Source organism: Enterobacter sp. 296B2 (genome assembly GCF_034106185.1).
GTDB lineage: Bacteria > Pseudomonadota > Gammaproteobacteria > Enterobacterales > Enterobacteriaceae > Enterobacter > Enterobacter cloacae_N.
The window spans coordinates 16191-39646 of record NZ_JAWNCA010000037.1; the positions used below are offsets into that span (position 1 = coordinate 16191).

The 23456-nt window shown below is 61.8% G+C and carries 21 protein-coding genes; 13 read left to right on the top strand and 8 right to left on the bottom strand.

Going from position 1 to position 23456, the window contains the following annotated elements; genetic code table 11:
• Positions 1 to 17: 17 nt before the first annotated feature.
• From URZ40_RS20560 to URZ40_RS20570, 3 genes are read right to left on the bottom strand one after another with little or no spacing between them, the layout of a single operon-like run.
• Positions 18 to 1637: an MFS transporter gene (locus tag URZ40_RS20560; protein ID WP_320721070.1), complete on the bottom strand. Its 1620-nt coding sequence runs from the start codon at positions 1635 to 1637 to the stop codon at positions 18 to 20.
• Complete coding sequence (locus tag URZ40_RS20565) at positions 1634 to 2041, bottom strand: DoxX family protein (protein ID WP_116343929.1); 408 nt, start codon at positions 2039 to 2041, stop codon at positions 1634 to 1636. Before URZ40_RS20565 ends, URZ40_RS20560 begins: the two co-directional genes overlap by 4 nt.
• The gene (locus URZ40_RS20570) at positions 2041 to 3912 is read right to left on the bottom strand and encodes an amidohydrolase (protein ID WP_192981864.1); all 1872 of its coding nucleotides are present in this window, start codon (positions 3910 to 3912) and stop codon (positions 2041 to 2043) included. Before URZ40_RS20570 ends, URZ40_RS20565 begins: the two co-directional genes overlap by 1 nt.
• A gap of 219 nt (positions 3913 to 4131) precedes the next feature.
• On the opposite strand from URZ40_RS20570, the gene URZ40_RS20575 reads away from it, so the two are divergent.
• The 5 genes from URZ40_RS20575 (at position 4132) to URZ40_RS20595 (ending at position 11353) form a co-directional block, all read left to right on the top strand.
• Positions 4132 to 4818: a hydrolase gene (locus tag URZ40_RS20575; protein WP_023331928.1), complete on the top strand. Its 687-nt coding sequence runs from the start codon at positions 4132 to 4134 to the stop codon at positions 4816 to 4818.
• A 61-nt stretch (positions 4819 to 4879) separates the two neighbouring features.
• A complete protein-coding gene (locus URZ40_RS20580; RefSeq protein WP_252002870.1) occupies positions 4880 to 5101 on the top strand; it encodes a DUF1427 family protein in 222 nt (73 codons plus the stop codon).
• A complete protein-coding gene (locus URZ40_RS20585) occupies positions 5098 to 5358 on the top strand; it encodes a XapX domain-containing protein (protein WP_116343926.1) in 261 nt (86 codons plus the stop codon). Before URZ40_RS20580 ends, URZ40_RS20585 begins: the two co-directional genes overlap by 4 nt.
• A 22-nt stretch (positions 5359 to 5380) precedes the next feature.
• On the top strand, positions 5381 to 5761 hold the full coding sequence (locus URZ40_RS20590) for a response regulator (RefSeq protein WP_316379768.1): 381 nt from the start codon (positions 5381 to 5383) through the stop codon (positions 5759 to 5761).
• Between the two features lie 9 nt (positions 5762 to 5770).
• The gene (locus URZ40_RS20595) at positions 5771 to 11353 is read left to right on the top strand and encodes an ATP-binding protein (RefSeq protein WP_320721071.1); all 5583 of its coding nucleotides are present in this window, start codon (positions 5771 to 5773) and stop codon (positions 11351 to 11353) included.
• Between the two features lie 3 nt (positions 11354 to 11356).
• On the opposite strand, the gene URZ40_RS20600 is transcribed toward URZ40_RS20595, so the two are convergent.
• Together URZ40_RS20600 and URZ40_RS20605 are read right to left on the bottom strand one after the other, a co-directional pair.
• The gene (locus tag URZ40_RS20600; protein WP_116343923.1) at positions 11357 to 11974 is read right to left on the bottom strand and encodes a response regulator transcription factor; all 618 of its coding nucleotides are present in this window, start codon (positions 11972 to 11974) and stop codon (positions 11357 to 11359) included.
• Between the two features lie 179 nt (positions 11975 to 12153).
• Entirely contained in the window at positions 12154 to 12540 is a 387-nt protein-coding gene (locus tag URZ40_RS20605; protein WP_320721072.1) for a VOC family protein, read from the bottom strand.
• A gap of 81 nt (positions 12541 to 12621) precedes the next feature.
• Between URZ40_RS20605 and URZ40_RS20610 the strand changes: the two genes are divergently transcribed.
• The 3 genes from URZ40_RS20610 (at position 12622) to URZ40_RS20620 (ending at position 15301) form a co-directional block, all read left to right on the top strand.
• Positions 12622 to 13392 (top strand): DeoR/GlpR family DNA-binding transcription regulator, encoded by a 771-nt coding sequence (locus tag URZ40_RS20610; protein WP_320721073.1) that lies wholly within the window; start codon positions 12622 to 12624, stop codon positions 13390 to 13392.
• 63 nt (positions 13393 to 13455) lie between these two features.
• A complete protein-coding gene (locus URZ40_RS20615; RefSeq protein ID WP_028015368.1) occupies positions 13456 to 14058 on the top strand; it encodes an ATP-dependent Clp protease proteolytic subunit in 603 nt (200 codons plus the stop codon).
• Between the two features lie 121 nt (positions 14059 to 14179).
• On the top strand, positions 14180 to 15301 hold the full coding sequence (locus tag URZ40_RS20620; protein WP_320721074.1) for a cupin domain-containing protein: 1122 nt from the start codon (positions 14180 to 14182) through the stop codon (positions 15299 to 15301).
• A 496-nt stretch (positions 15302 to 15797) separates the two neighbouring features.
• Here the strand turns inward: URZ40_RS20620 and URZ40_RS20625 are convergent, their stop codons facing one another.
• The gene (locus URZ40_RS20625) at positions 15798 to 17216 is read right to left on the bottom strand and encodes a PLP-dependent aminotransferase family protein (RefSeq protein WP_116342280.1); all 1419 of its coding nucleotides are present in this window, start codon (positions 17214 to 17216) and stop codon (positions 15798 to 15800) included.
• A 176-nt stretch (positions 17217 to 17392) separates the two neighbouring features.
• On the opposite strand from URZ40_RS20625, the gene URZ40_RS20630 reads away from it, so the two are divergent.
• Complete coding sequence (locus tag URZ40_RS20630) at positions 17393 to 17554, top strand: DUF1127 domain-containing protein (RefSeq protein ID WP_116342282.1); 162 nt, start codon at positions 17393 to 17395, stop codon at positions 17552 to 17554.
• 40 nt (positions 17555 to 17594) lie between these two features.
• Here URZ40_RS20630 and URZ40_RS20635 read toward each other — a convergent pair whose 3' ends face one another.
• The gene (locus URZ40_RS20635; protein ID WP_320721075.1) at positions 17595 to 18983 is read right to left on the bottom strand and encodes a PLP-dependent aminotransferase family protein; all 1389 of its coding nucleotides are present in this window, start codon (positions 18981 to 18983) and stop codon (positions 17595 to 17597) included.
• Between the two features lie 101 nt (positions 18984 to 19084).
• Between URZ40_RS20635 and URZ40_RS20640 the strand changes: the two genes are divergently transcribed.
• On the top strand, positions 19085 to 19564 hold the full coding sequence (locus URZ40_RS20640) for a carboxymuconolactone decarboxylase family protein (RefSeq protein ID WP_013095424.1): 480 nt from the start codon (positions 19085 to 19087) through the stop codon (positions 19562 to 19564).
• Here the strand turns inward: URZ40_RS20640 and URZ40_RS20645 are convergent.
• The gene (locus URZ40_RS20645) at positions 19551 to 20453 is read right to left on the bottom strand and encodes a LysR family transcriptional regulator (protein ID WP_316379765.1); all 903 of its coding nucleotides are present in this window, start codon (positions 20451 to 20453) and stop codon (positions 19551 to 19553) included. The two genes, URZ40_RS20640 and URZ40_RS20645, sit on opposite strands and share 14 nt — an antisense overlap.
• A 100-nt stretch (positions 20454 to 20553) precedes the next feature.
• Here URZ40_RS20645 and URZ40_RS20650 point away from each other — a divergent pair, with 100 nt between their 5' ends.
• The 3 genes from URZ40_RS20650 (at position 20554) to URZ40_RS20660 (ending at position 23132) form a co-directional block, all read left to right on the top strand.
• Positions 20554 to 21969: an aldehyde dehydrogenase family protein gene (locus URZ40_RS20650; protein WP_316379764.1), complete on the top strand. Its 1416-nt coding sequence runs from the start codon at positions 20554 to 20556 to the stop codon at positions 21967 to 21969.
• A gap of 75 nt (positions 21970 to 22044) precedes the next feature.
• Positions 22045 to 22368: an antibiotic biosynthesis monooxygenase gene (locus URZ40_RS20655; RefSeq protein WP_163330745.1), complete on the top strand. Its 324-nt coding sequence runs from the start codon at positions 22045 to 22047 to the stop codon at positions 22366 to 22368.
• Between the two features lie 68 nt (positions 22369 to 22436).
• Positions 22437 to 23132: a winged helix-turn-helix domain-containing protein gene (locus URZ40_RS20660; protein WP_320721076.1), complete on the top strand. Its 696-nt coding sequence runs from the start codon at positions 22437 to 22439 to the stop codon at positions 23130 to 23132.
• The last annotated feature ends 324 nt before the right edge of the window (positions 23133 to 23456 follow it).

The window sequence follows — 23456 nt, forward strand, 5'->3', positions numbered from 1 at the left end:
ACAGGTGATTGTTATGTTTAAACCGGCGCGACCAGATAGCGAATTGCCGGTGATGTTGTGCCCTGATGAAAAGCCAGAACGCGGCTCTGCAGCAGGAGGTCATTCATGGTGTGGCGCTCCTGCTGGCGCAGATGCTCAATCCAGGAGCCCATCAGGAAGGTCTCGATAAACAGACCGGGGCGCTCAATATCCTCATACACCGCCCAGCTCATCGCCCCGGCGCGGCGGCGCACCCGGCGCAGCTCGTGGACCGCCTCCAGGAAGGCCTTCGTGTTCTGCGGGTCGATGATGTACTCGTGCGATACCAGCACCGGGCCGCGCTCGTTCGGCAGGTCAATCTCCACGCCGTCCAGCGGCTGGCCGCTGAGGTCGAGGTTCAGGTCCGGATCTTTGCCCAGCTTCCAGCGGAACACGGTGGCGCTCGCCAGCACCATCCCCAGCGTGGCGACCACCAGCGAGGTTGGGGTGCCGAACTGCGAGGCGATTTGCCCCCAGATGGCGCTGCCCGCGGTCATCGAGCCGAAGAATACCGTCAGGTAGACCGCCAGCGCGCGGGCCTTCACCCAGCGGGCGGCGCTGCGCTGCGCGCCGAGGTTGAGGGTGGAGAGCACCGCAATCCACGCGAAGCCGGTGAAGAACTCAAACAGGTTCAGCAGCCAGACGTGGCGCACAAACGCCAGCGCCAGCATGGTGAGAGCAAAGGTCAGGCTGGCGGCCACCATCAGGCGGTCGGCGTTCAGCCACTGGCGCAGGCGCGGCAGCAGGATCGCTCCGGCAATCGCCCCCAGGCCAATGCATGCCAGCATCACGCCGTAGCCCGCCGGGCCTAAGCCCAGCTCGCGGCGCGCCACCAGCGGCAGAAGCGCCCAGCCCGCGCTGCCGAAAACGAAGAAGGCCACGGTGCGCACCAGCACGTTGCGCAGCACCGGCGCGGCGTGCACGTAGCGAATGCCGGAGCGCACCGCGGAGAAGAAGTGCTCCGGCGGCAGGCGCTGCACGGGTGGCGCCTGCCCCCAGCGCCACAGCACCCACGCCACGCCGACCACGGACAGCGCGTTCAGGGCAAACACCATCCACGGCCCGGCGAGCGACAGCAGAAAACCGCCCAGCGCGGGGCCAATCGCCCGGCTGATGTTCACCCCGAGCGAGTTCAGCGCCACGGCGGCGCCCAGCTCCGGCTTGCTCACCAGATCGGGCACCACGGCCTGGAACGGCGGCGAGCTCATCGCCGCGCCCACGCTCAGCAGAAACGTTGCCACCAGCAGCACGGTGGGGGTGACGTGTCCGGTGAAGGAGAGCACCGTCAGTACGGCGGCAGCGATGAACACCCACAGCTGGGAGAAGAGCAGGTATTTACGTCGGTCGACGATGTCCGCCATCACCCCGGACGGCAGGGCGAAGAGAAACATCGGCAGGCTGCTGGCCGCCTGTACAAGCGCGATATCCAGCGGGTCGGCGCTCAGGGTCAGCATGCTCCAGTTGATGCCGACGTCGCTCATCCATGAGCCGACGTTAGAGACCACCGTGGCGATCCACAGCATGCGGAACACCGGTTGGCTCAGCGGCTGCCACGGCGAAACCGCCTGCTCGGGCGTCGTCTCGACGTGTGCGTCGCGAACGTCGTTAACCTGGGTCATGCGAACCTCTCCGTTGCCTTACGCTGCAGCCGCCACTGGCCTGGCCCGGTGAGGGCGAGGGTGGTGAAGATAATCAGCAGCAGCCAGCCAAACTGCCCTTCGGCTATCGACCAGTTCGGGTGGACCGCCAGCATCGCCACCAGCAGCACGGCGATAATCGGCAGGCACGCCAGGCGGGTGTACACGCCCGCAATGATAAACAGCGGGCAGATCACCTCAGCGAATATTGCCGGGATCAGGCTGGCGTAAGGCCCGAAGCCAAAAGGATCTTCAATGCGCGTCAGCTCTTCGCTGAAGTGCAGCACCTTTGGCAGGCCGTGCACGTAGAGCAGCAGCAGGCTGCCGGTCAGGCGCAGGAAGAACAGCCCCAGGTCGACCCGGGGCGGCATAGTAGTGTTTTTCATCAGAATGCAAAGCAGCTGCAGCCCAGCGCCCCCCAGAAAGCGTTATCGTCGGACACCGGCATCTCTGACGTGCGGGCGAAATCATGCTGGTGGCTGTGAACCCCGCACGGGCCGCTGCAGTGGTGAATTGGGTTCATGCCAACGCGTGCGGCCTGCGGCGGCGCGCTGCGGTAGTGGCCCGGCACCTTCACCACCGGGGACCACTCGGGCAGAACCGGAATGGCCGGCGGCGCGAGCGGGCCAAAGCTGCCTGCGGCGTAGACGATGTCGCCGTTGACCACCGTCAGGACGGACTCGATGCCCTTGATCTCCTCTTCCGGCACGCGGAAGTAGTCTTTGCTCAGCACGGCCAGATCGGCAAGCTGGCCGACCTTGATCTGCCCCTTCTGGTTCTGCTCGCTGGAGAACCACGCGCTGCCCTGGGTCCAGAGCATCAGGGCGGTATCGCGATCCAGACGGGCACTGTGGTCGTACATCTGCATTCCGCCGACGGTGCGGCCGGAGACCAGCCAGTAGAGCGCGGTCCACGGGTTGTAGCTCGCCACGCGGGTAGCGTCCGTTCCTAAGCCCACCGGCACGCCGGTCTCCAGCATTTTCGCCACCGGCGGCGTGTGGCGGGTGGCTTCGATGCCGTAACGCTCGGCAAAGTACTCGCCCTGGAAGGCCATGCGGTGCTGCACGGCAATGCCGCCGCCCAGCGCTTTGATGCGGTCGATGTTGGCCTGGGTAACGGTTTCCGCATGGTCGAAGAACCAGTGCAGGCCGTTGAACGGAATGTCGCGGTTCACCTTCTCGAACACGTCCAGCATGCGGCTGATGGATTCGTTGTAGGTGGCGTGCAGGCGGAACGGCCAGCGGTGCTCCACCAGATGGCGCACCACGCGCTCCAGCTCGTCCTCCATGCCCGGCGCGAGGTCCGGGCGCGGTTCGAGGAAGTCTTCAAAATCGGCGGCGGAGAAGACCAGCATCTCCCCTGCGCCGTTGTGGCGGAAGAAGTCGCTGCCCTGGCCCGGCGTGAGCATATCGGTCCATTTTTCAAAGTCTTCAAGCTCGTGGCCCGGACGCTGGGTAAACAGGTTGTAGGCGATGCGGATGGTCATCTGCTTTTTCTCGTGCAGCTCGGCAATCACCTCGTAATCTTCCGGGTAGTTCTGGAAGCCGCCGCCCGCGTCGATGGCGCTGGTCAGCCCCAGGCGGTTCAGCTCGCGCATGAACTGACGGGTGGAGTTGACCTGCTGCTCCAGCGGCAGCTTCGGCCCTTTGGCCAGCGTGGCGTAGAGGATCATGGCGTTCGGACGGGCGATCAGCATCCCGGTCGGGTTGCCGTTGGCGTCGCGCTGGATCTCGCCGCCCGGCGGGTTTGGCGTGTCTTTGGTGTAGCCGACCACCTTCAGCGCGGCGCGGTTGAGCAGGGCGCGGTCGTACAGGTGCAGGATGAAGACCGGGGTATCCGGCGCGGCGTCGTTAATTTCGTCCAGGGTCGGCATGCGGCGCTCGGCAAACTGGAACTCGGTCCAGCCGCCCACCACGCGCACCCACTGGGGCGATGGCGTGCGCAGGGCCTGCTCTTTCAGCATCCGCAGGGCGTCGGCCAGGGACGGCACGCCTTCCCAGCGCAGCTCAAGGTTGTAGTTCAGCCCGCCGCGAATGAGGTGCAGGTGCGAGTCGTTCAGGCCGGGGATGGCGGTGTGGCCTTTCAGGTCCACCACTTTGGTGCCGTCGCAGTGGTGTTGCATCACCTCGGCGACGGTACCCACTTCCAGAAATTTTCCGTCGCGCACGGCAACGGCTTCCGCGACAGGATTTTCGCGATCGACGGTGTGAAACTGGCCGTTAACCAGAATGAGATCGGCTTTACCGAGGGTAACCATAACTGCTCCTGACTGAGAGGGGGAATGGTCAGGATTATGGGAACCGGTTTCGGCAAAGATCCAGTTATACAATAGGATAGGTATACCAAGGTATAACTATACCTAAGGTTAACTATACGAAGAGATAATTACGCGCGGCGACGGAAAACCGCAGGATGAGGGTGACTTTATCGTCGTGGCACTCACGGCGATTTCTACCCTTAACCACTGGAAAATGCTATGACCTCTTCAAAGCTCGAAGTGTTAACCCCTGCGAACTGTCAGATCATCTTTATCGATCACCAGCCACAGATGGCGTTTGGCGTGCAGTCTATTGACCGCCAGGTGCTGAAAAACAACACCGTGGCGCTGGCGAAAGCGGCCAAAGTGTTCAACATTCCAACCATCATCACCACCGTTGAGACCGAAAGCTTCTCCGGTAACACCTATCCGGAGCTGCTGGACGTCTTCCCGGGCCAGGACATCCTGGAGCGTACCTCCATGAACTCCTGGGATGACCAGAAGGTACGTGACGCGCTGAAGGCCAACGGCAAGAAGAAGGTGGTGGTTGCCGGCCTGTGGACCGAAGTGTGCAACAACAGCTTTGCCCTGTGCGCGATGCTGGAAGGCGACTACGAAATTTATATGGTGGCGGATGCGTCCGGCGGCACCTCCAAAGAAGCCCACGACTTCGCGATGCAGCGCATGATCCAGGCGGGCGTGATCCCGGTGACCTGGCAGCAGGTGATGCTGGAGTGGCAGCGCGACTGGGCGCGTAAAGAGACCTACACCGCGGTGATGGATATCGTGCGCGAGCACTCCGGCGCGTACGGCATGGGCGTGGATTACGCCTACACCATGGTGCACAAAGCGCCGTCTCGCCAGAAGAGCGAGCACCGCACCTTAGCGCCTGTTCCGGCACGCTAAGTTCCGCTGGCGGGCTGGTCCCTCATCCGGCTCGCCGCTGCCTCTTTCTCTGGAGTTCACAATGAGTACTGGGCTGATATCCCTTGCGGCAGGCGTGTTGATTGGCCTGATGTATGCCGTGCTGAAGGTGCGCTCCCCCGCGCCGCCCGCGCTGGCGCTGATTGGCCTGCTGGGGATGCTGGCGGGTGAACAGGCGACGCGCCATCTGTTATCCCGCGACGGCGCGCCGCCGCCTCAGGTGACGGTTCCGCAGGCCAAATCGCAGACGGGAGCGACCTCATGAAAGCATGGATAATTTCTCTGGTATGCGGCGTGGGTGCTGGGGTAATTTACGCTCTGCTCGACGTCCATTCCCCGGCGCCGCCGGTTGTCGCCCTGCTTGGCCTGTTTGGCATGCTGGTGGGCGAACAGCTCATCCCGGTGGGACGGCGTTTACTGAGTCGCGAACCGCTTACCCTCGCCTGGTTTCGTCACGAATGCGTACCGAAAATCAGCGGCACGGCGCCTCCTGCGCCCGCGAAGGACGATCGCGACGTTTAATGATTTTTAGAGGAAAGACAGCATGACGCTGCCGTGGCGCATTGCCATCATTGATGACGAACGTTCCGTCCGCAGCGGGCTGAGTAATCTCCTGGAGTCGGAAGGCTATGCCGCCGACACGTTTGATTCGGCAGAGGTATTTCTGAGTCATCCGCTCGCCCTGTCCGGCGCGGCGATGGTGATCGCCGATATCAAGCTGCGGGGCATGAGCGGCCTGGAGCTGTTTGAAACGCTGCGGCTGCTGGCCGTCCCCCCGCCGCCCGTGATCTTTATCTCCGGTCATGCTGATGAAAATATGCAGCGGTACGCTCTCAGGCTGGGCGCCGCTGCATTTTTGCGTAAACCCATTAACATCGATATTCTGCTGGATCATATACAGCGGGAGCTGGCCCGCCGACGATAAGGATCGCGGATGAACGAACACGAGCAGCCTGCATTCTGGCCCGCCCAGGGGAATCTTCACCAGGGGCGGGTTTTTGTCCTTAAAGAGGATGTGATTTTTACCGTGCTGGCGCAGGAGGGCGGTATCTCCTGGATGAACGCGCGCCATCCCCATTCCGGCGGCTCGTTCATCATTGCCACCGCGGTGAGTGACGAAGAAGAGGAGCGGGCGACACGGCTGCTCAAAAATGAGTTTGCCCTGCGCGATGTGCTGCAGGACAGCTGGGCCATCCGCGCCGTCGCGTCCACCCAGTACCGGGGGCGTTTCGCGCTGGTGTATGCGCCGTTTTCGTTTGAACTGCTGGCGCGGCGCGCGGGCAGGGCTATCTCGGGGATCTCGCGCTTTATCGAACTGGCGATCCAGATCTGCGCTCCCCTGCGCCAGATGCACCTGCAAAACCTGATCCACGGTGATATCAAGCCCGGCTCGATATTTGTTCATCACGATGGCGCCTGCCGTCTGGGCAGCTTTGGCCTCTCCTGCAGCCTCTCCGGCGCCTTTTCCCAGACCCGGCTTGCCGTTTCAGGCGGTACGCCCGCCTACATGTCGCCGGAGCACACCACCCGCACCCGGCGCCCCGTTGACGGCCGCAGCGATCTCTACAGCCTCGGCATGGTGCTGTATGAACTCCTGACCGGACGCCTGCCGTTTGAGTTGGGGGAGGACGATCAGACCAACTGGGCGCACTACCATATTGCCTCGGAGCCGCTGGCCCCGGACGTGATTCGCCCGGACGTGCCGGGAATGCTGTCCACCATTATCCTGAAGCTACTGGAAAAGCACCCCGATAACCGCTACCAGACGGTCGACGGGCTGATTGCCGACCTCCGCCGCTGCCAGGCGACGCTGACCTGCGAGGGCGAGATCGTCGCCTTTACCCCCGGCCAGCAGGACCGCACCCCGGCGATCCATCTGGCGGACTCGCTGTTCGCGACGCATCCGCAGGCGAATGACGTCATTGCTGCGTTTGAGCGGGTGGGGCAGAGCCTGGTGCCGGAGCTGGTAACGATCGGTGGGCCGTCGGGGATCGGCAAATCGTCGATCATCGCGACGGCGCTCAAAACGCTGCAGCAGCGTAAGGTGCTGCTGGCGGTGGGGAAAGTCGATCAGTTTTCGCCGTCCCTGCCCTACGGCGTATTAAGCTCCGCGTTCCGCACCTTGACGCTGCACCTGCTGGGGCTGCCCGCAGACGAGGTGGCGAAGTGGAAAATCCGCCTCTCCCGCGCCCTTGAGGGGTACGAAGCGCTGGCCGTCAGCCTGGTGCCCGAGCTGGGCCTGCTGCTTGAGAGCAAGCCGCGCTTCTCGGCGGATACGTTTTCCATTGATGCCCGGGCGCGCTTCAGCCATATGGTGCTGGCCCTGGTGAAAACCTTTGCCACTCAGGGCTGCCCGCTGGTGCTAGTGCTTGACGATCTTCAGTGGAGCGACGCCGCCAGCCTGTATACGCTGAAACATCTGCTGGTGACCTGCGGCGCTATCCCGCTGCTGCTGGTAATCGCCCACCGCGATATCGGTTCGTTGTCCGAACCGACACTGCAACAGCAGCTGGCGAGCCTGCCGGAGGCAGCGCAAAACGCGACTGAAATTGTCCCGCAGGCGCTGTCCGTGAAGGCGGTGGCGCGCTGGCTGGCGACGATATTTCGCACCCGCAGCGCGGCGACGACCGACCTCGCCACGCTGATCCATGAAAAAACCGGGGGCAACCCGCTCTTTGTGCACGAGTTTTTCCGCCGCATCGTGGATGACGGGCTGGTGGTGCACAACAAATATCAGGATAAGTGGCACTACGATCTGCAGGCGATCCGCGCCCGACACTACACCGAGAACGTCGTGACTCTGGTTCTGGAGCAGCTTGAAGAGCTGCCCGACGAGACGCGCCGTCTGCTGGGCAGCCTCGCCTGCCTCGGCGGCACGGGTGAGATGGAGATGATATGCCGCGTGGTCGGCATGTCGATGGCGGAAATGCGCTATGCGCTGCACCCGGCGGTGATGGCCCAGCTCATCGTGCTGACGGAAAAAGAGTACGCCTTCACCCATGACAGGGTGCAGGAGGCCGCCTTTGCGCTGCTGGATCAGCATGAGAAAAGCCATCTTCACCTGACCACAGCCAGCCTGCTGGCCGACGCCGCGCGTCAGGCGGCGGGGAACGAACTGCTGTTCCGCGCCGTTCACCACGTCACGGCCGCGCTGGACAGCATTCAGCCCGCGCCGCAGCGGCAGATGTTCCGCGAGCTGAGCCTGCTGGCCGCGCGACGGGCGAAGCGCACGGGGGATTATCTTTCGGCGCTCGGCTATATCCAGACCGCCAGAGCGCTGGGCAACGCCGGGGCGGTGTCAGACTTCATGCTCGATATCGAAGAGGCGGGCTGCGAGTTTGCGCTGGGCCATCTGGAGCGGACCCGCGAGCTGTGTGACGCCATTCTCGGCTGCCCCGGCGGGCTGACCGAAAAGGCGCTGGCGGCCAACCTGCTGGTGGAAGTCTACACTCGCCAGTCGGACAGCCGTCTGGCGCTGGAGGCGGCGCTCTGCTGGCTGGGGATTTTTGGTATTCAGATTGGCCGTTATCCGGAAGATGCCGACTGTGACGAGGCCTGGGCGCTCTTTTGCAACCGCACGGGCGACGCGCCGCAAAATCTTTTTGCCCAGCTCTCGCGGATGGATAACCCGGAAACCGAAGCGGTGATGAACCTGCTCTACAGCGCCAGCATTTGCGCCGGCTTCATCTGCCCGCGTCTGCACTTTTTGCTGCTCTGCCGCATGATGCACCTGACGCTCGACCACGGCATCACCGGCGCCTCCACCACGGCGATGGCCTGGTTTGGCGTGCTGATTGGCCACCGCTACGCCGAGTATCGCCTCGGGTTCCAGTACGGCACCCTGGCCCGCGAGATGGTGAACCGCCACGGCTACGACGCGTTCGAAGCCAAAACCCTGCTGCCCCTCGACCAGCTCAGCGTCTGGACCCAGCCTTTATCGTTTACCATCGAGTGCGCAAAGGCCTGCTTCACCGCCGCAGTGACCCACGGGGATATGACGGTAGCCTGCTTTGCGGCCTGCCATCAGGTCATTAACTTCCTCTCGCGGGGCGATCACCTGGACGGGGTGTTGACCAGCATCGATCGTGGCCTGGCGTTTGTGCGTAAAACCCACTTCCAGGACGTTGAGACCATTTTGATGCTCCAGCGCACCTTCGTGGAGTTTTTGCGCACGCCTGTCATCGGTACCTGGACCGCGTCGCAGGCGCTGCCCGAGACGCTGCTTCCCGCGTCGCCGGAGCAGGCCCCGGAGCAGACCTCGACCATGCTGTTCTGGTACTGGCTCTACCGCGGCATGGCGCACTTTACCTGCGGCGAGTATGCCGACGCGCAGGCGGATCTCGAGATGGCGGGCTGGTACGCGTGGTCTGCGCCGGGGCACATTCATCTGCTGGATTACCATCTCTACAGCGCGCTGGCGCTCTCCCGCCAGCTGACGCCGGAGACGTTTTCGGCGAATCACCGCCGCAGCATTCACGCCCACTACGACAAAATCGCCCTCTGGGCACGCGTTAATCCCGGCACGTTCGCGGATAAAGAGGCGCTGATCTACGCCGAAATCGTCCGTCTGGACGGGATGAACAGCATTGCGCTTGAGCAGTATGAGAAGGCGGTCCGGCTCTCCCGCGAGGGCGGGTTTAACCCTATTAACGCCCTGGCCCACGAGCTGGCGGGCCGCTTCGCGCTGGCCTGCGGCTACCCGACCGCGTCGGACGCCCACTTCCGCGGCTCGATTGCCGCCTGGGGCCGCGCGGGCGCGCAGGCTAAGGTGCGCCAGCTGGAGCAGGATTTCCCGCACCTGCTGGCCTCCGGGCAGGCCAGCGCCTACGACACGGTGGCGTTCGCCCAGAATGAAACGATCCGCGATCTGCAGAGCGTGATCAAAGCTTCCCGCGCGCTGTCGGAAGAGATCAATCTTGAGCGCCTGATCGAAAACCTGATGACGATCCTGCTCGAACGCGCCGGGGCGCAGCGCGGTCTGCTGCTTCGCGTGAGCGATAACCTGATCCCGGAGATCGAGGCCAGCGCCTGGACCAGCACCGACGGCGTGCGGGTGCGGATCCTGAAAGACGTGCCGACGGCGACCGACATGCCACTGTCGGTGCTGGCAGCGGTGATCCGCACCGGGCAGGAGATCCGCACCGGTAAGCCGGAGGAGTTTCATCCCTTCAGCCAGGATCCCTATCTGGTGACCTCGGGGGCAGCGGTCATGTGCGTCCCGATGTTCAAGCAGGCGCGGCTGGTGGGCGTGCTCTACCTGGAAAACCGCCTGATGCCGGAGGTCTTCACCGCCGAGCACTCGCGCGTGGTGAGCCTCTTGGGCGCGCAGGCCGCGGTCTCCCTGGAGACGGCGCGGCTCTATGCCGAGCTGCTTGCGGAGAACATCCAGCGCCGCCGGGTGGAAAAAGAGCTGCGTGCCAGCCAGACCTCGCTGATGCTGGGCGAGCAGATCAGCCACACTGGCAGCTGGCGCTGGGAGCTGGAGCAGGATCTGATGTTTGTCTCGGAAGAGTACGCCCGCATTCTCGGCCTGCCCGAGCAGCAAAAGATGATCTCCATGGCGGAGTTTTTGACTTTCGTTCACGAGGACGATTACGCCCGCATAAGCGCCATCGTTACCCAGAGCGTGCGCGACGGGCTCTCCATGCGCGCGGAGTTTCGCGTTAAGCGTCCCGACGGCTCAACGCGCTACATCCTCGGCATTGGCGATCCGGTGGGCGTGGGCAGCGAGGTGAACGAGTACTACGGCATCATCACCGATATCACCAGCCAGCGCGCCGCGGAGGATGCCATGCGGGTCGCGCAGGCGGATCTGGCGCGCGTTTCCCGGGCCACCACCGTCGGACAGCTGACCTCCTCCATCGCCCACGAGATCAACCAGCCGCTGATGTCCATCGTCTCGAACGCCGGGGCGAGCCTGCGCTGGCTCAGCCGCGAGCCCGCCCGGCTGGATAAAGTGCGTGAAGGGCTGGAGGAGATCGCCGCGGAAGGCGCGCGGGCGGGGGAGATCATTCGCAGCATTCAGTCCCTGACGCGCAAGCAGGATCCCACCTTCTCGCGCATCGACATGCACTACCTGATCCGCCATATCCTCACGCTCTCCCGCAGCGAGCTGGAGCAGCGACACATTAGCGTTGATTATCTGTTAAAGGCGCAGGACAGCTTTATCACCGGCGACAGCGTGCAGATCCAGCAGGTGCTGCTGAATCTGGTGATGAACGCGGTAGAGGCGATGGCCGAGGTGAAGGATCGCGCCAGCACCATTACCCTCAGCACCGGCAACGCGGACGGGAAAGTGATCGTCGAGATCGCTGACACCGGCAGCGGCATTGAGCCCGAGCGGCTGGAGCAGATTTTTGACTCGTTCTACTCCACCAAGCCGCAGGGGATGGGGATGGGGCTGACCATCAGCGCCAGCATCATCGAGCGCCACTGCGGGAAGCTGAGCGCGCGCCGCCGGGAGCCGCACGGCACGGTGTTTACCTTCGCGCTGCCGCTGGCGGCGCAGGAAGGGTAAACGTTACTCCGCGGGCTGGCTTTTGGTCAGGCGCTCAACGGCCCTGACCAGTTCCGCCACGGAGCGTACCTGCATTTTTTCCATCACGCGGCGGCGGTGCACCTTCACCGTGATCTCGCTTACGCCCAGCTCGGCGGCAATCTGCTTGTTGAGCTTGCCGGTGATGGCAAGCTCAAGCACCTCGTGCTCGCGCGGCGTAAGGGACAGATGACGCTGCTTCAGGGCGTAGTGCTCTTTATTGCGTGCGGCGTTGTGTTCCGCCAGCTGAAGCGCGGATTCAATGGCGTCGATAAGCGCAGTGGATTCGACGGGCTTGGTGAGAAATTCGTACGCGCCGCCTTTAATGGCGCGCACCGACATCGGAATAGTGCCGTGGCCGGTGAGAAAAATAATCGGGATCTCGCGCCCGCTGTCCTTGAGCGCGTCAGCCACCTCAAAGCCCGAGATGGCGGGCATTTGCATGTCGAGGATCACGCACGACGGCAGATCCTCAAAGCGATGCTGAAGAAACGTTTCTGCCGATGAAAAGCCGACGGCGTTCAGGCCCGCTGATTCCAGCAGCCCGATTACGGACTGCCTGACTGCGTCATCGTCATCAACCACATACACAATGTGTTCCATTCACCGCCCCGGTGCAGATTTAAATGTCGAGGATGCAAACCGTCCCGGTGGGTACGTAAGGGACTGTTTATGCTGCCTTTCATCTTAACACATTAACTATCATTATCATTTAACAATATGATAACCATATGAAGTATAGCGAGCCGGGGCAGGGGCGGTGAAGGAGCGAAACGCTGTTTTTATGCACCGACAAGCTCAATGCGGTTGCCGTCCGGGTCCGCGATCACCGCTTCATAAAAGCCGTCTCCGGTCATGCGCGGGGCGCTGAGCAGCGTGCCGTTTGCCTGCGCCTGCGCTGCCATGCGGTCCACCTGCGCTTTGCTGCCGACGTTGATGGCGATATGCGCCCAGCCGATAAACTCCGGGTGCGCGGGGGCGTCCGGCAGGCCCGGCAGCGTCATCAGCTCGATGGTCGGCCCGTCATCCAGGGTAATAAAGTGTGATTCGAAACCGGGGCGATTTTTACTGACGTAGCGTTCGTTGCTGCGGCCATTAAAAACCGTTTCCCAGAACTGAACCTGTGCGTTCAGGCTGCGGGTCCAGAGTGCGACATGTGCAATATTCATAGTTACCCTCGTTGTTTGTGTTGCGCGGTTATGCAACATTATGCGCATTGATACTCGATTAGACTTTTCAAAGGACTTTAAATGCTCGATTATGCAACTTTTCCTGAACAGCGACAAGAGCGGATCCGACAGATCCTTCAGGAGAGCGGAAGGGTGGTCTGTACCGAGCTGGCGAGCCAGATGAACGTATCCGAGCACACTATTCGCCGTGATTTACATGAACTTAGCAAAGAGGGCTATTGTAAAAAGGTCTACGGCGGCGCGGTACTTCAGCTTCCGGATGCGGGCAGTTTTTTCAGCCGTGAGCAGAAAATAAGTGCAGAAAAGCACACAATCGCGCAGAAAGCAGCAACACTGGTTCAGGCAGGTGGGTGCATTTTTATCGACGCGGGGACAACAAACCTGGCGCTGGCAAAAGCCCTTCCGGCGGATCTTAACGTCACGGTGGTGACCAATTCTCCGGCGATTGCCGCGGAGCTGCTGCATCATCCTCTGTGTGAGGTGATTGTCACCGGCGGGCAGATCCAGCGAGCGTCCGGCGGAACGGTTGGCGCCACGGCGGCGAGCCAGATTCAGGACATTATCTTCGATCAGGCCTTTATCGGCGGCTGTGCGATGGATCCTGAGGCGGGGCTTACGGGGTTTGATTTTGCCGACTGCGAGTTTAAAAAAGCCGTGATTGCCCGGAGCACCCAGACCATTGTGGCCCTGACCGCAGACAAGCTTCCTGGCGTCGCGCGCTTTGTGGTAGCGAAGAGCCGCGACATTGACGTGCTGGTGGTGGAAGAGGGGATGGAGCAGGGCGTTTTTGACGCGCTGGCGGCGCAGGATGTTCGCATTGTGTGCGCCTGAGGACTTTCACGGGTAAAACAGGCTACACTCTGGTTTTGAGCGCTAAATGCTGAGGACGTAACAATGCACTACACACTGAAAGAAAGCGACAAGGATAAAGCGGAAGGGTCAAGCGGCGCGGGCGCTCTGCAGCAAAAACTGCTGGAGTCCCGTTCGATTGTTATCTCCGGTGAGATCAACCAGGAGCTGGCGCAGAAAGTGATCACCCAGATGATCCTGCTGCAAAGCGTCAGCAACGATCCAATCAAGCTGTACATCAACAGCCAGGGCGGCCACGTGGAAGCGGGCGATACCATCCACGACTTCATCAAATTCATTCGCCCGGAAGTGCACGTCATCGGCACCGGCTGGGTGGCGAGCGCCGGGATCACCATCTTCCTTGCGGCGAAAAAAGAGCACCGCTACTCGCTGCCGAATACCCGCTTCATGATCCACCAGCCACTGGGCGGCGTGCGCGGTCAGGCAACGGATATTGAGATCGAAGCGCGCGAGATCATCCGCATGCTGGATCGCGTGAACAAGCTGATCGCCGACGCCACCGGCCAGCCGCTGGAAAAAGTGAAAAAAGACACCGACCGCAACTACTGGATGTCTCCGGCAGAAGCGCTGGACTACGGCATCGTGGGTAAACTGATTACCCATTATGACGAGCTGAACCTGGATTAAGTTTTCGCGGCGTTAGGTCGGGTGATACCCGACCTACACGCCCTCGTTTGACCCATGACAAGTTCCCCCTCTGCCTTCTTGCCTATAATCGCGCCTGTTTCTCCTCTCACTGGTGCTACCCATGGCGTATCAACTGAACCTGAACTGGCCGGAATTTCTTGAGAAATACTGGCAAAAACAACCCGTAGTGCTGAAAAATGCCTTCCCAAATTTTGTCGACCCGATTACCCCGGACGAGCTGGCAGGCCTGGCGATGGAGCCGGAAGTCGATAGCCGCCTGGTGAGCCATTTCAACGGCAAGTGGCAGGCCAGCAATGGTCCGTTTGAGCACTTTGACGATCTGGGCGAAACTGGCTGGTCGCTGTTGGCGCAGGCGGTGAACCACTGGCATATGCCCGCGGCGGAGCTGGTGCGTCCGTTCCGCGTCCTGCCGGACTGGCGTCTGGACGATCTGATGATCTCCTTCTCCGTGCCGGGCGGCGGCGTGGGTCCGCATATCGATCAGTACGACGTGTTTATCATTCAGGGGATGGGCAGCCGCCGCTGGCGCGTGGGCGACAAGCTGCCGATGCGTCAGTTCTGCCCGCATCCGGCGCTGCTGCATGTCGATCCGTTTGAGCCGATTATTGACGAAGATCTGGCCCCGGGCGATATCCTCTACATCCCGCCTGGATTCCCGCACGACGGCTTTACCCATGAGACGGCGCTCAACTACTCCGTTGGCTTCCGCGGGCCGAACGGTCGCGATCTGATCAGCAGCTTCGCCGATTACGCGCTGGAAAACGATCTGGGCGGCGAGCACTACAGCGATCCGGATCTGACCTGTCGCGAACACCCGGGCCGCGTGGAGAAGTACGAGCTCGATCGCATTCGTCAGATGATGATCGACATGATCGGCAAGCCGGATGATTTCACAAAATGGTTCGGCAGCTTTGTCTCCACGCCGCGCCACGAGCTGGATATCGCCGCCGCCGAGCCGCCGTATTCGGCAGAAGAGGTGCTGGACGCGCTGCAGGGCGGCGAAACGCTGTCTCGCCTGAACGGCCTGCGCGTGCTGAACGTCAATGGCAGCTTCTTCATCAACAGCGAGCAGCTGGAGACGGTGGACGCGAAGGCGGCGGATGCGCTGTGCCGTTACACCGAACTCGGGCAGGCCGAGCTGGGTGAAGCGCTGAATAATCCGGCGTTTGTTGAAGAACTCACCGGGCTGATTAATCAGGGGTACTGGTACTTCGACGAGTAGTGCGGCACGGTTTTCTCCCTCTCCCTGTGGGCTGAGGAATCCCCAGTAATGATTAAACAGAAGCAATAACGTTGTTTCAGAAAGATTGAAGACTTACAGCGACGCCCTGGTCCGGCTGTAAATCGCTGAGGCGTTTGCCTTCCGGCCGGGGCGAGGCGCAGGGATGCGCCGAGAGGGCGGGCTTTACAGGGACGTTACCTCCGCCCGTACCCGATAAGCCGGAAGGAATAAGCCGAGGGCACCGCGAAGCGGCGATTTACCGCCGGGAGCCCGGGTCGCCAGGGTGGTGGCGACTGAGCCACCCTGGCACGTTCACCGGTCATGTCGTTACAGAGTAGCAAGGAACATAAAGTGAACGGAATGACCACCAGAGCTGTATGTTCCCCCTCACCCCAGCCCTCTCCCTCAAGGGAGAGGGGGTCGTCCGTGCTGGCATTATTTTGTGGGGATCCCTCAGCCCTGTGGGAGAGGGGCGGAGTGAGGGCACCAGGCCGCACTAGCCCTCCTCCATCGCAATCACAATCGCCTCGCCCATCTTCTTCAATGCCTCGCGATTTTTCTCCGTCGGCGGCAGCGCCACGTTGATCCGCAGACAGTTGCGGTACTTCCCGGAGGCGGAAAACAGCGACCCGGCCGCGGCCTGGATCTTCAGCCGACACAGCTGCTTGCTGACGCACACCATGTCGACCTTCTCCGGCAGCTCAATCCACAGCAGGAAGCTACCCTGCGGGCGTGTGACGCAAATCTCTGCCGGAAAATACTGCCGCACCCAGCAGGTGTAGGTTTCCATATTTTGCTGATAAATCTGGCGCATACGGCGCACGTGGCGATGGTAATGCCCGTCGCGAATAAACGCCGCCACCGCCATCTGGGTGCCAGGCACGTTAAACCCGCCCGCGGCGTATTTCATGTGCATCACCCGGTCGTAATAGCGCCCCGGCACAATCCAGCCGACGCGCAGGCCCGGCGCCACGGTTTTGGTAAACGAGCTGCAGAGGATCACGCGGCCGTCGATATCCATCGAATGAATAGTGCGAGGGCGCGGGTACTCCGCCGCCAGCTCGCCGTAAATGTCATCCTCCACAATCACGATATCGTGCCGCTGGGCGAGGGCTAACACCTGCTTTTTCCGCGCTTCGGGCATGATAAAGCCGAGCGGGTTATTGCAGTTGGGCACCAGGATCACCGCCTTGATCGGCCACTGCTCCAGCGCCAGCTCTAACGCCTCGATGCTGATCCCGGTCTCGGGATCGGTAGGAATTTCAATCGCCTTGATGTCAAACCCGCGTAGCATCTGCATGGTGCCGTGGAACGACGGCGATTCTACCGCCACGATGTCCCCCGGTTTACACACCGAGAGCAGGGCGATCGACAGCGCGCCGTGGCAGCCGTTGGTGATGACAATCTCGTTCGCCGCCACGGTAGAGCCGCTGTCCAGCATCAGGCGGGCGATCTGCTCGCGCAGCTCCAGGCGCCCGTCGAGCACGTCATAGCTCAGCATCTCGCTCGGGTTATGCTGCGCGATACGGCTCATCTCGCGCCACAGGGGCTTCAGGCTCGGCTGATTCACGTCCGGCGAGCCGCCGCCGAAGGAGATCATCTCTTTGTCGGCGCGGGCGTCCAGCAGCATCATCACCTCGTCCCACTGGGTGACGTCCACCGGGCGCTGAACCGGGCGGGTCATGGCCGGGACAGGCGGCTGGGCCTTGCGCTGCGAGACAAAATAGCCGGAGCGCGGCTGGGGTGTGATGAGCTGGAGGTTTTCGAGGATCTGGTAGGCCTGCTGTATGGTGCTGATGCTCACGCCGTGCTCCTGGCTCAGCGCGCGCACCGACGGCAGACGTTCGCCGCTGCGGTACAGCCCTTGTTCAATGCGTTCTGCCAGAAGGTTGGCCAGATGTTGATAGCGCGTCATGCTGTATCCTTTGTTTTCACCATACAGATTATAAAACCAGTACAGATTGCCGTAAAAATTGGCATGCAGATACTGTTTTAGCGGATCTGTATGTTAAAAAAAAGTTGTTTTTGAGTCTGTATTGCATGGGCCGATTTCCAGGATGATAACCCTACTGGCACAGCGAGGAGAGCATCATGGAATTCTACGAAAACCGTTCAAAACGTCCGTTTATTGTGTTTGTCTGGATCGGCAAAACGATCTGCAGCTGGTATCGCATCAACCGCACCCGCCGCATCCTGAGCCAGATGAGCGACGAGCAGCTCAAGGACGTTGGGTTATCCCGCAATGATATTTAAACCGCAGGCCGGGTAAGGCGTAGCCGCCACCCGGCGACGTTCAGCTCAACAGCGCAAGCGTCTGCCGCTTCGGCCTTTCCAGCAAATCCAGCGCCTCCTGATACGACCGCACGTTGTTATAGCCCATCACCAGCCCGTAGCGTTTGCCCGACCCGCGATACCACTCCGAAAGCGCGTTCACCTGCAGCTGCTGTTCCTGCCAGCAGCGCGCCACTTCCCGGTCACAGCTTCCTTTGGTCAGGAACGCCACAACATGCATTCCGCCGTCGTTTTGCTCGGTGAAAAACAGATCGCCATACACCTCGCGCAGGGCGGCAATCATCCAGTCGCGGCGGGTCTGATACAGCGCGCGCATCTTTTTCAAATGACGGAAAAAATGCCCTTCGTTGAGAAACGCGGTGAGGATCTTTTGCGTCAGCACCGGCTGGCCGCTAGTGGTAATGTCCGCGCAGTCGGTAAAAGCCCCGACGGTGCTGGCGGGCATCACCACGTAGCCCATGCGCAGCGACGGCATGATGGTTTTACTGAAGGTGCCCATAAAAATCACCCGGTCATGCCGGTCGAGGCTTTTCAGCGACGGCAGCACCTTGCGGGTGTAGTGAAACTCTCCGTCATAATCATCTTCGATAATCCACGCTTCGTTCTGGCTGGCCCAGTCGAGCAGCTGCTGCTTGCGCGGCAGCGAGAGCGTCACCGCCAGCGGGCTCTGGTGCGACGGGGTGACGATGGCAAAACGCGCGTCGCGATGGTGACGGAGCAGGTACTCGGTATCGATACCCGAACGATCGACCGGCACCGTGTGCAGGCGCGGCACGATCCGCTTGAGCAGTTGCTGGCCCATAAAATAGCCCGGATCCTCAAACACCACCTTGTCGCTACGGCTGGCGAGGGTGTCGAGGATCAGCCGCAGGCTGCCGCTGTAGCCGCTGGTGATCAGCACCTGTTCGGCGCTGCAGGACAGCCCACGTGAAATGTTGAGATAGCTGGCGATGGCCTGGCGCAGCGGATACCAGCCCAGCACCGGCGGGTTGAGCATCTCTTCCTGACGCATGGCGCGCGTCGCCTGGCCCGCCAGCAGCAGCCATTTTTTATACGGGAAGCTGTCGAGGGCGGGGATGCCGGGGCGCAGAAACCCCGCCCGCTCTCGCTGGCTAATGAGCGATGCCGGAAGCGCTCCGGTGGGCTGTTCCGCAGGGGCAGGCTTATCTGGCAGCAGTAAATCGGGGTTAACCCGCGTGCCGCGCGCGCCCTGGCTCACCAGATACCCTTCACCCGTCAGAATGGCATACGCCGTTTCGACGGTTTTACGCGCCACCTTCAACTCTTCCGCCAGAACGCGGATGGCAGGCACCTTATCGCCCGGCTTCAGCACCCCACGCGTGATGTTGTCGCGATAGCGGGTATAAATCTCGTAATAGCCCGGCTTCATGTCCTACCTCATTTCACGCTTTTTGTATCTTTTTACTATGTCATGAACGGCGTAGATTTGCTTCATCGCATGACATATGCCGCACAAAAAGAGGAAAGACAATGAGCACTCGCGTTAACCACCATAAAGTTACACCTGCCCTCGCCAACGCGCTGTCTGCCCTGAGCATGGAGGTAGCAAAAACCTCCATCGACCCGGCGCTGAAGCATCTGATCGACATTCGCGTATCGCAGCTGAACGGCTGTACCTTCTGCCTGGATATGCACTCGAAAGAGGCCAAAATTGCCGGCGAGCGCGAGCTGCGCCTGTACCATCTGGCGGCCTGGCGCGAGTCCCCGCTGTTCAGCGCCCGGGAGAAAGCCGCGCTGGCCTTCGCTGAAGCGCTGACCCAGATTGGAGTTCACGGCGTGAGCGACGCGCTGTACCGCAGCGTGGCGGAGCACTTCTCGGACGTGGAGATTTCAGAACTGAACTTCGCCATCGTGGCGATCAACGCCTGGAACCGTCTGGGGATCACCTCCCGCATGGCGCCGGGCTCGCTGGACGCGGCTTACGGGCTGAATAAGGCTAACCTGGAATAGTTCCGCGCTCGCGGATCATCGCCACCAGCGCCCGTAATCCAGGCGGGACGTGGCGATGGCCGGGGTAATAGAGGCGCAGCCCGGCAAAGGGCTGCGCCCAGTCGTTTAACACGCTAACCAGTTCTCCACGCTCAAGCTCTTCCCGGATATACAGTTCCGGCAAAAATCCCACACCTAATCCCGCTTTTACAGCGCGGATCGAGGCAAAAAGATCGGATGTCGCAAAGCGCGGCGGTACGGCAAGGGCGTACGTTTCCCCCCGACGCGCCAGCTCCCAGCGGTAGATCCCGCCGTGGGCCATGCGCATGCCGATCCCCTGATGTGAAAGCAGATCGTCCGGCGTCTGCGGAATGCCGTGACGGGCAAAATAGTCCGGCGTGGCTGTGACCAGCTGGCGGATCTCTCCGGTCAGCGGCACGGCGATCATATCCTGCGGCACGGACTCTTCGAGGCGGATCCCCGCGTCATAGCCTTCCGCGACGATGTCGATCATCTTCGCTTCGCTCACCGTTTCCACGCGCATCTTCGGATAGCGGATCATAAAGTCGATCAGCAGTTGGTCCAGAAACAGGGTGCCGATATGGTTCGGCACGTTCAGACGCAGCGTGCCGGCGGGTTCCCCGGTGTCGCTGTGGATCTCCTCGCCGGCGAGACGGATCTCCTGCAGGGCCGGGCCGATACGCGCCACGTAGCGCTGTCCGGCGTCGGTGAGCGCCACGCTGCGGGTGGTGCGGTTAAAGAGGCGGGTATCAAGGCGGCTCTCCAGCCCGGCGATGGCGTTGCTTACCGCCGTGGCGGACATGCCCAGCTCCTGCGCCGCGCCGCGAAAGCTGCCGCGCCGCACCACCGCCATGACCACTTCCAGCTCTGTCAGACCTGAACGATGCATAGATTATCCTGAAAATCGAAACAACCCTTGCAGCATAGCGTGGATTATCGCAACGGAGAAGCCGTGCCAGACTGTGCTCACACAGCCTGAGGAGGTTTATATGCACACCATCGAACAGATCTTTATTAACGGCGAATTTGTTACCCCGCACGGCACCGAGTGGTTTGATTTGTACAACCCGGCGACGGCGCAGGTTATAGGGCAGGTACGTCTGGCGGATGAGGTTGACGCAGAGCGCGCCGTTGCGGCGGCAAAAGCGGCGTTTCCGGCGTGGTCGAAGACCACAAAGCAGGAACGCATCGCGGCGCTGAAGCGCATGCACGCCGCCGTGGCCGCTCGTCACGACGATCTGCTGGAAGCGGTCATCGAAGAGTACGGCGCCCCCGCCTCGCGCTCGGCGTGGATGGCCAGCTATCCGGCGGAAGTGATTGCTCAGGCCATCGAGGCGCTGGAGGCGTTTGAGTTCGTCACCTCCGCAGGCGCTGCAACGGTGCAGATGACGCCGCTTGGGGTGGCCGGGCTTATCACACCCTGGAACAGCGACGCCGGGTTTATCTGCGGCAAGCTGGCGGCCGCGCTGGCGGCGGGCTGCACGGCGGTCATCAAGCCGAGCGAAATGAGCGCCCTGCAAACGCAGATTGTCACCGAAGCGCTGCGCGACGCCGCACTGCCGCCGGGCGTGTTTAACATCGTCACCGGACGCGGCGAGACGGTAGGTGAGACCATCAGCCGCCATCCGGACGTGGCAAAAATCTCGTTTACCGGCTCCACGAATACCGGCAAAGCGATCCTGCGCAATGCGGCGGAGAGCTTTAAGCGCGTAACGCTGGAGTTAGGCGGTAAATCGCCGACCATCCTGCTGGATGATGTGGATCTGGCGCAGGCGATCCCGCTGGTGATTCAGGCCGGGTTTATGAACAGCGGGCAGGCGTGCGTGGCCGGAACGCGCATTCTGGTGCCGCAGGCGCGTAAGGCGGAGATTGAAACCGCGCTGGCGCAGGCCGTGGCGGCGGTGAAATCCGGCGACCCGCGCGACAGCGCGACGGACGTCGGCCCTATGGTCAGCGAAAAGCAGTGGCAGCGGGTGCAGGGCTATATCCGTAAAGGCATCGAAGAGGGGGCGCATCTGCTGGCGGGTGGTGAAGGGAGACCGGACGGGACGCGAGACGGCTGGTTTGTGCGCCCGACGCTGTTTACCGACGTGAACAACCGGATGACGATTGCCCGTGACGAGATTTTTGGCCCGGTGCTGTGCGTCATCCCCTATCGTGACGAGGCGGAGGCTGTTGCGATTGCCAACGACACGGACTACGGCCTGAGCGCGATGGTGCTGGGCGGCGATGCGGAGCGCGCGCGCCGCGTAGCGCAGCAGATTGTCTCCGGTCGCGTGCTGGTGAACACCCTTGCCCATGAACCGAAAGCGCCGTTCGGCGGGTTTAAGCACTCCGGCGTGGGGCGCGAGATGGGCGAGTGGGGGATTAGGGCGTTTATGGAGCCGAGGTCGGTCCTGGGCTAAAACTTCGCTCTTTACCGAAGCATTGTGCTTTTCCATCCTGCATTCTCTCCTCAACATCACAGCGGAGAGACCCTCATGATCGCAGTCATTTTCGAAGCCAAAGCCGCGCCTGCCCATCAGGCGCGCTACCTGCAGCTTGCCGCAGAGCTTAAGCCTTTGCTGGCCGACATCGACGGCTTTATTGATATCGAACGGTTCCAGAGCCTGACGACCGACGGCAAAATCCTGTCCCTTTCCTGGTGGCGGGATGAAGAGGCCGTCCGCCGCTGGAAGCAGAACGTTTTCCATCAGGCGGCGCAGGCCGAAGGGCGGGAGTCGATTTTTACTTTCTACCGTATTCGGGTGGCGCAGCTGGTGCGGGAGTACAGTTCCGAAACCGGAGGGCACGCGGATGTATGACGTTCACCTTATTCTGCTGACGGATAATGATAAGCTGGCCGCAGAGATCACCAAACCCTGGGCGACATATGTTAAAAACGAGCCTACCTCCTGATAACAGCGCGGCGCTGGAGCAGGCCATTGCGGAGGTGGCGGCGGCAATGGCCGATCCGTCGCGCGTGAAGATGCTGTGTGCGCTGATGGACGGGCGGGCGTGGACCGCCACCGAACTGAGCACCGCGGCAGACGTTGCGCCGTCGACCGCCAGCGGGCATCTCGCCCGGCTGGTGGAGGGAAAGTTGATCACCTGCCTGTCTCAGGGGCGGCATCGCTACTATCGCCTGGCGGGGCACGACGTGGCGGCGCTGGTCGAGCAGATGATGGGGCTCTCCTGGAGCCGCATTGCGCCGCTGGAAACCACCGCGCCGAAAGCCATGCGCGAAGCGCGAACCTGCTACGACCATCTGGCGGGCGCGGTGGCGGTGCAGATCTACGATTTCATGCAGGCGGAAGGCTGGCTGGAGGCAGACGGTTCAGCGCTCACGCTGTATGGCCGGGAGCAGTTTCTGAAGCCTGGGATTCCGCTAAATCCTAATACCCGTCGCAAGGCCTGCTGCGCCTGTCTGGACTGGAGCGAGCGGCGGTTTCACCTTGGCGGTGAGGCAGGCGCGGCGCTGCTTATTCATCTGGAAAGCAAAGGGTGGATACAGCGGGTGCCGGGGTACAGGGAGGTAGTGGTGACGGCGTCGGGGAAGGTTGCCGTCAGGAAGTATTTTAGCCGCTAAATTCCTCTGCGGGCTGAGGAATCCCCAGTAATTTCTCTACCTGAAGCGATGGATGTTGCTTCAGGAAAATGAATGGCTTTCAGCGACGCCCTGGTCCGGCTGTAAATCGCTGAGGCGTTTCCTGCAGGCCGGGGCGAGGCGCAGGGATGCGCCGAGAGGGCGGGCTTTACATGGATGTTGCCTCCGCCCGTCCCCGATAAGCCGAAAGGAATAAGCCGAGGGCACCGCGAAGCGGCGATTTACCGCCGGGAGCCCGGGTCGGGGGGGGGGGGGGGGGGGGGGGGGCCCGGCCCCGGGGCGCGGGGAACCCGCAAACAGAAGTAA

Coding starts and splice junctions, on each gene's coding strand:
- URZ40_RS20560 (WP_320721070.1), bottom strand. CDS start 1,637: ATGACCCAGGTTAACGACGTTCGCGACGCACACGTCGAGACGACGCCC.
- URZ40_RS20565 (WP_116343929.1), bottom strand. CDS start 2,041: ATGAAAAACACTACTATGCCGCCCCGGGTCGACCTGGGGCTGTTCTTC.
- URZ40_RS20570 (WP_192981864.1), bottom strand. CDS start 3,912: ATGGTTACCCTCGGTAAAGCCGATCTCATTCTGGTTAACGGCCAGTTT.
- URZ40_RS20575 (WP_023331928.1), top strand. CDS start 4,132: ATGACCTCTTCAAAGCTCGAAGTGTTAACCCCTGCGAACTGTCAGATC.
- URZ40_RS20580 (WP_252002870.1), top strand. CDS start 4,880: ATGAGTACTGGGCTGATATCCCTTGCGGCAGGCGTGTTGATTGGCCTG.
- URZ40_RS20585 (WP_116343926.1), top strand. CDS start 5,098: ATGAAAGCATGGATAATTTCTCTGGTATGCGGCGTGGGTGCTGGGGTA.
- URZ40_RS20590 (WP_316379768.1), top strand. CDS start 5,381: ATGACGCTGCCGTGGCGCATTGCCATCATTGATGACGAACGTTCCGTC.
- URZ40_RS20595 (WP_320721071.1), top strand. CDS start 5,771: ATGAACGAACACGAGCAGCCTGCATTCTGGCCCGCCCAGGGGAATCTT.
- URZ40_RS20600 (WP_116343923.1), bottom strand. CDS start 11,974: ATGGAACACATTGTGTATGTGGTTGATGACGATGACGCAGTCAGGCAG.
- URZ40_RS20605 (WP_320721072.1), bottom strand. CDS start 12,540: ATGAATATTGCACATGTCGCACTCTGGACCCGCAGCCTGAACGCACAG.
- URZ40_RS20610 (WP_320721073.1), top strand. CDS start 12,622: ATGCTCGATTATGCAACTTTTCCTGAACAGCGACAAGAGCGGATCCGA.
- URZ40_RS20615 (WP_028015368.1), top strand. CDS start 13,456: ATGCACTACACACTGAAAGAAAGCGACAAGGATAAAGCGGAAGGGTCA.
- URZ40_RS20620 (WP_320721074.1), top strand. CDS start 14,180: ATGGCGTATCAACTGAACCTGAACTGGCCGGAATTTCTTGAGAAATAC.
- URZ40_RS20625 (WP_116342280.1), bottom strand. CDS start 17,216: ATGACGCGCTATCAACATCTGGCCAACCTTCTGGCAGAACGCATTGAA.
- URZ40_RS20630 (WP_116342282.1), top strand. CDS start 17,393: ATGGAATTCTACGAAAACCGTTCAAAACGTCCGTTTATTGTGTTTGTC.
- URZ40_RS20635 (WP_320721075.1), bottom strand. CDS start 18,983: ATGAAGCCGGGCTATTACGAGATTTATACCCGCTATCGCGACAACATC.
- URZ40_RS20640 (WP_013095424.1), top strand. CDS start 19,085: ATGAGCACTCGCGTTAACCACCATAAAGTTACACCTGCCCTCGCCAAC.
- URZ40_RS20645 (WP_316379765.1), bottom strand. CDS start 20,453: ATGCATCGTTCAGGTCTGACAGAGCTGGAAGTGGTCATGGCGGTGGTG.
- URZ40_RS20650 (WP_316379764.1), top strand. CDS start 20,554: ATGCACACCATCGAACAGATCTTTATTAACGGCGAATTTGTTACCCCG.
- URZ40_RS20655 (WP_163330745.1), top strand. CDS start 22,045: ATGATCGCAGTCATTTTCGAAGCCAAAGCCGCGCCTGCCCATCAGGCG.
- URZ40_RS20660 (WP_320721076.1), top strand. CDS start 22,437: ATGTTAAAAACGAGCCTACCTCCTGATAACAGCGCGGCGCTGGAGCAG.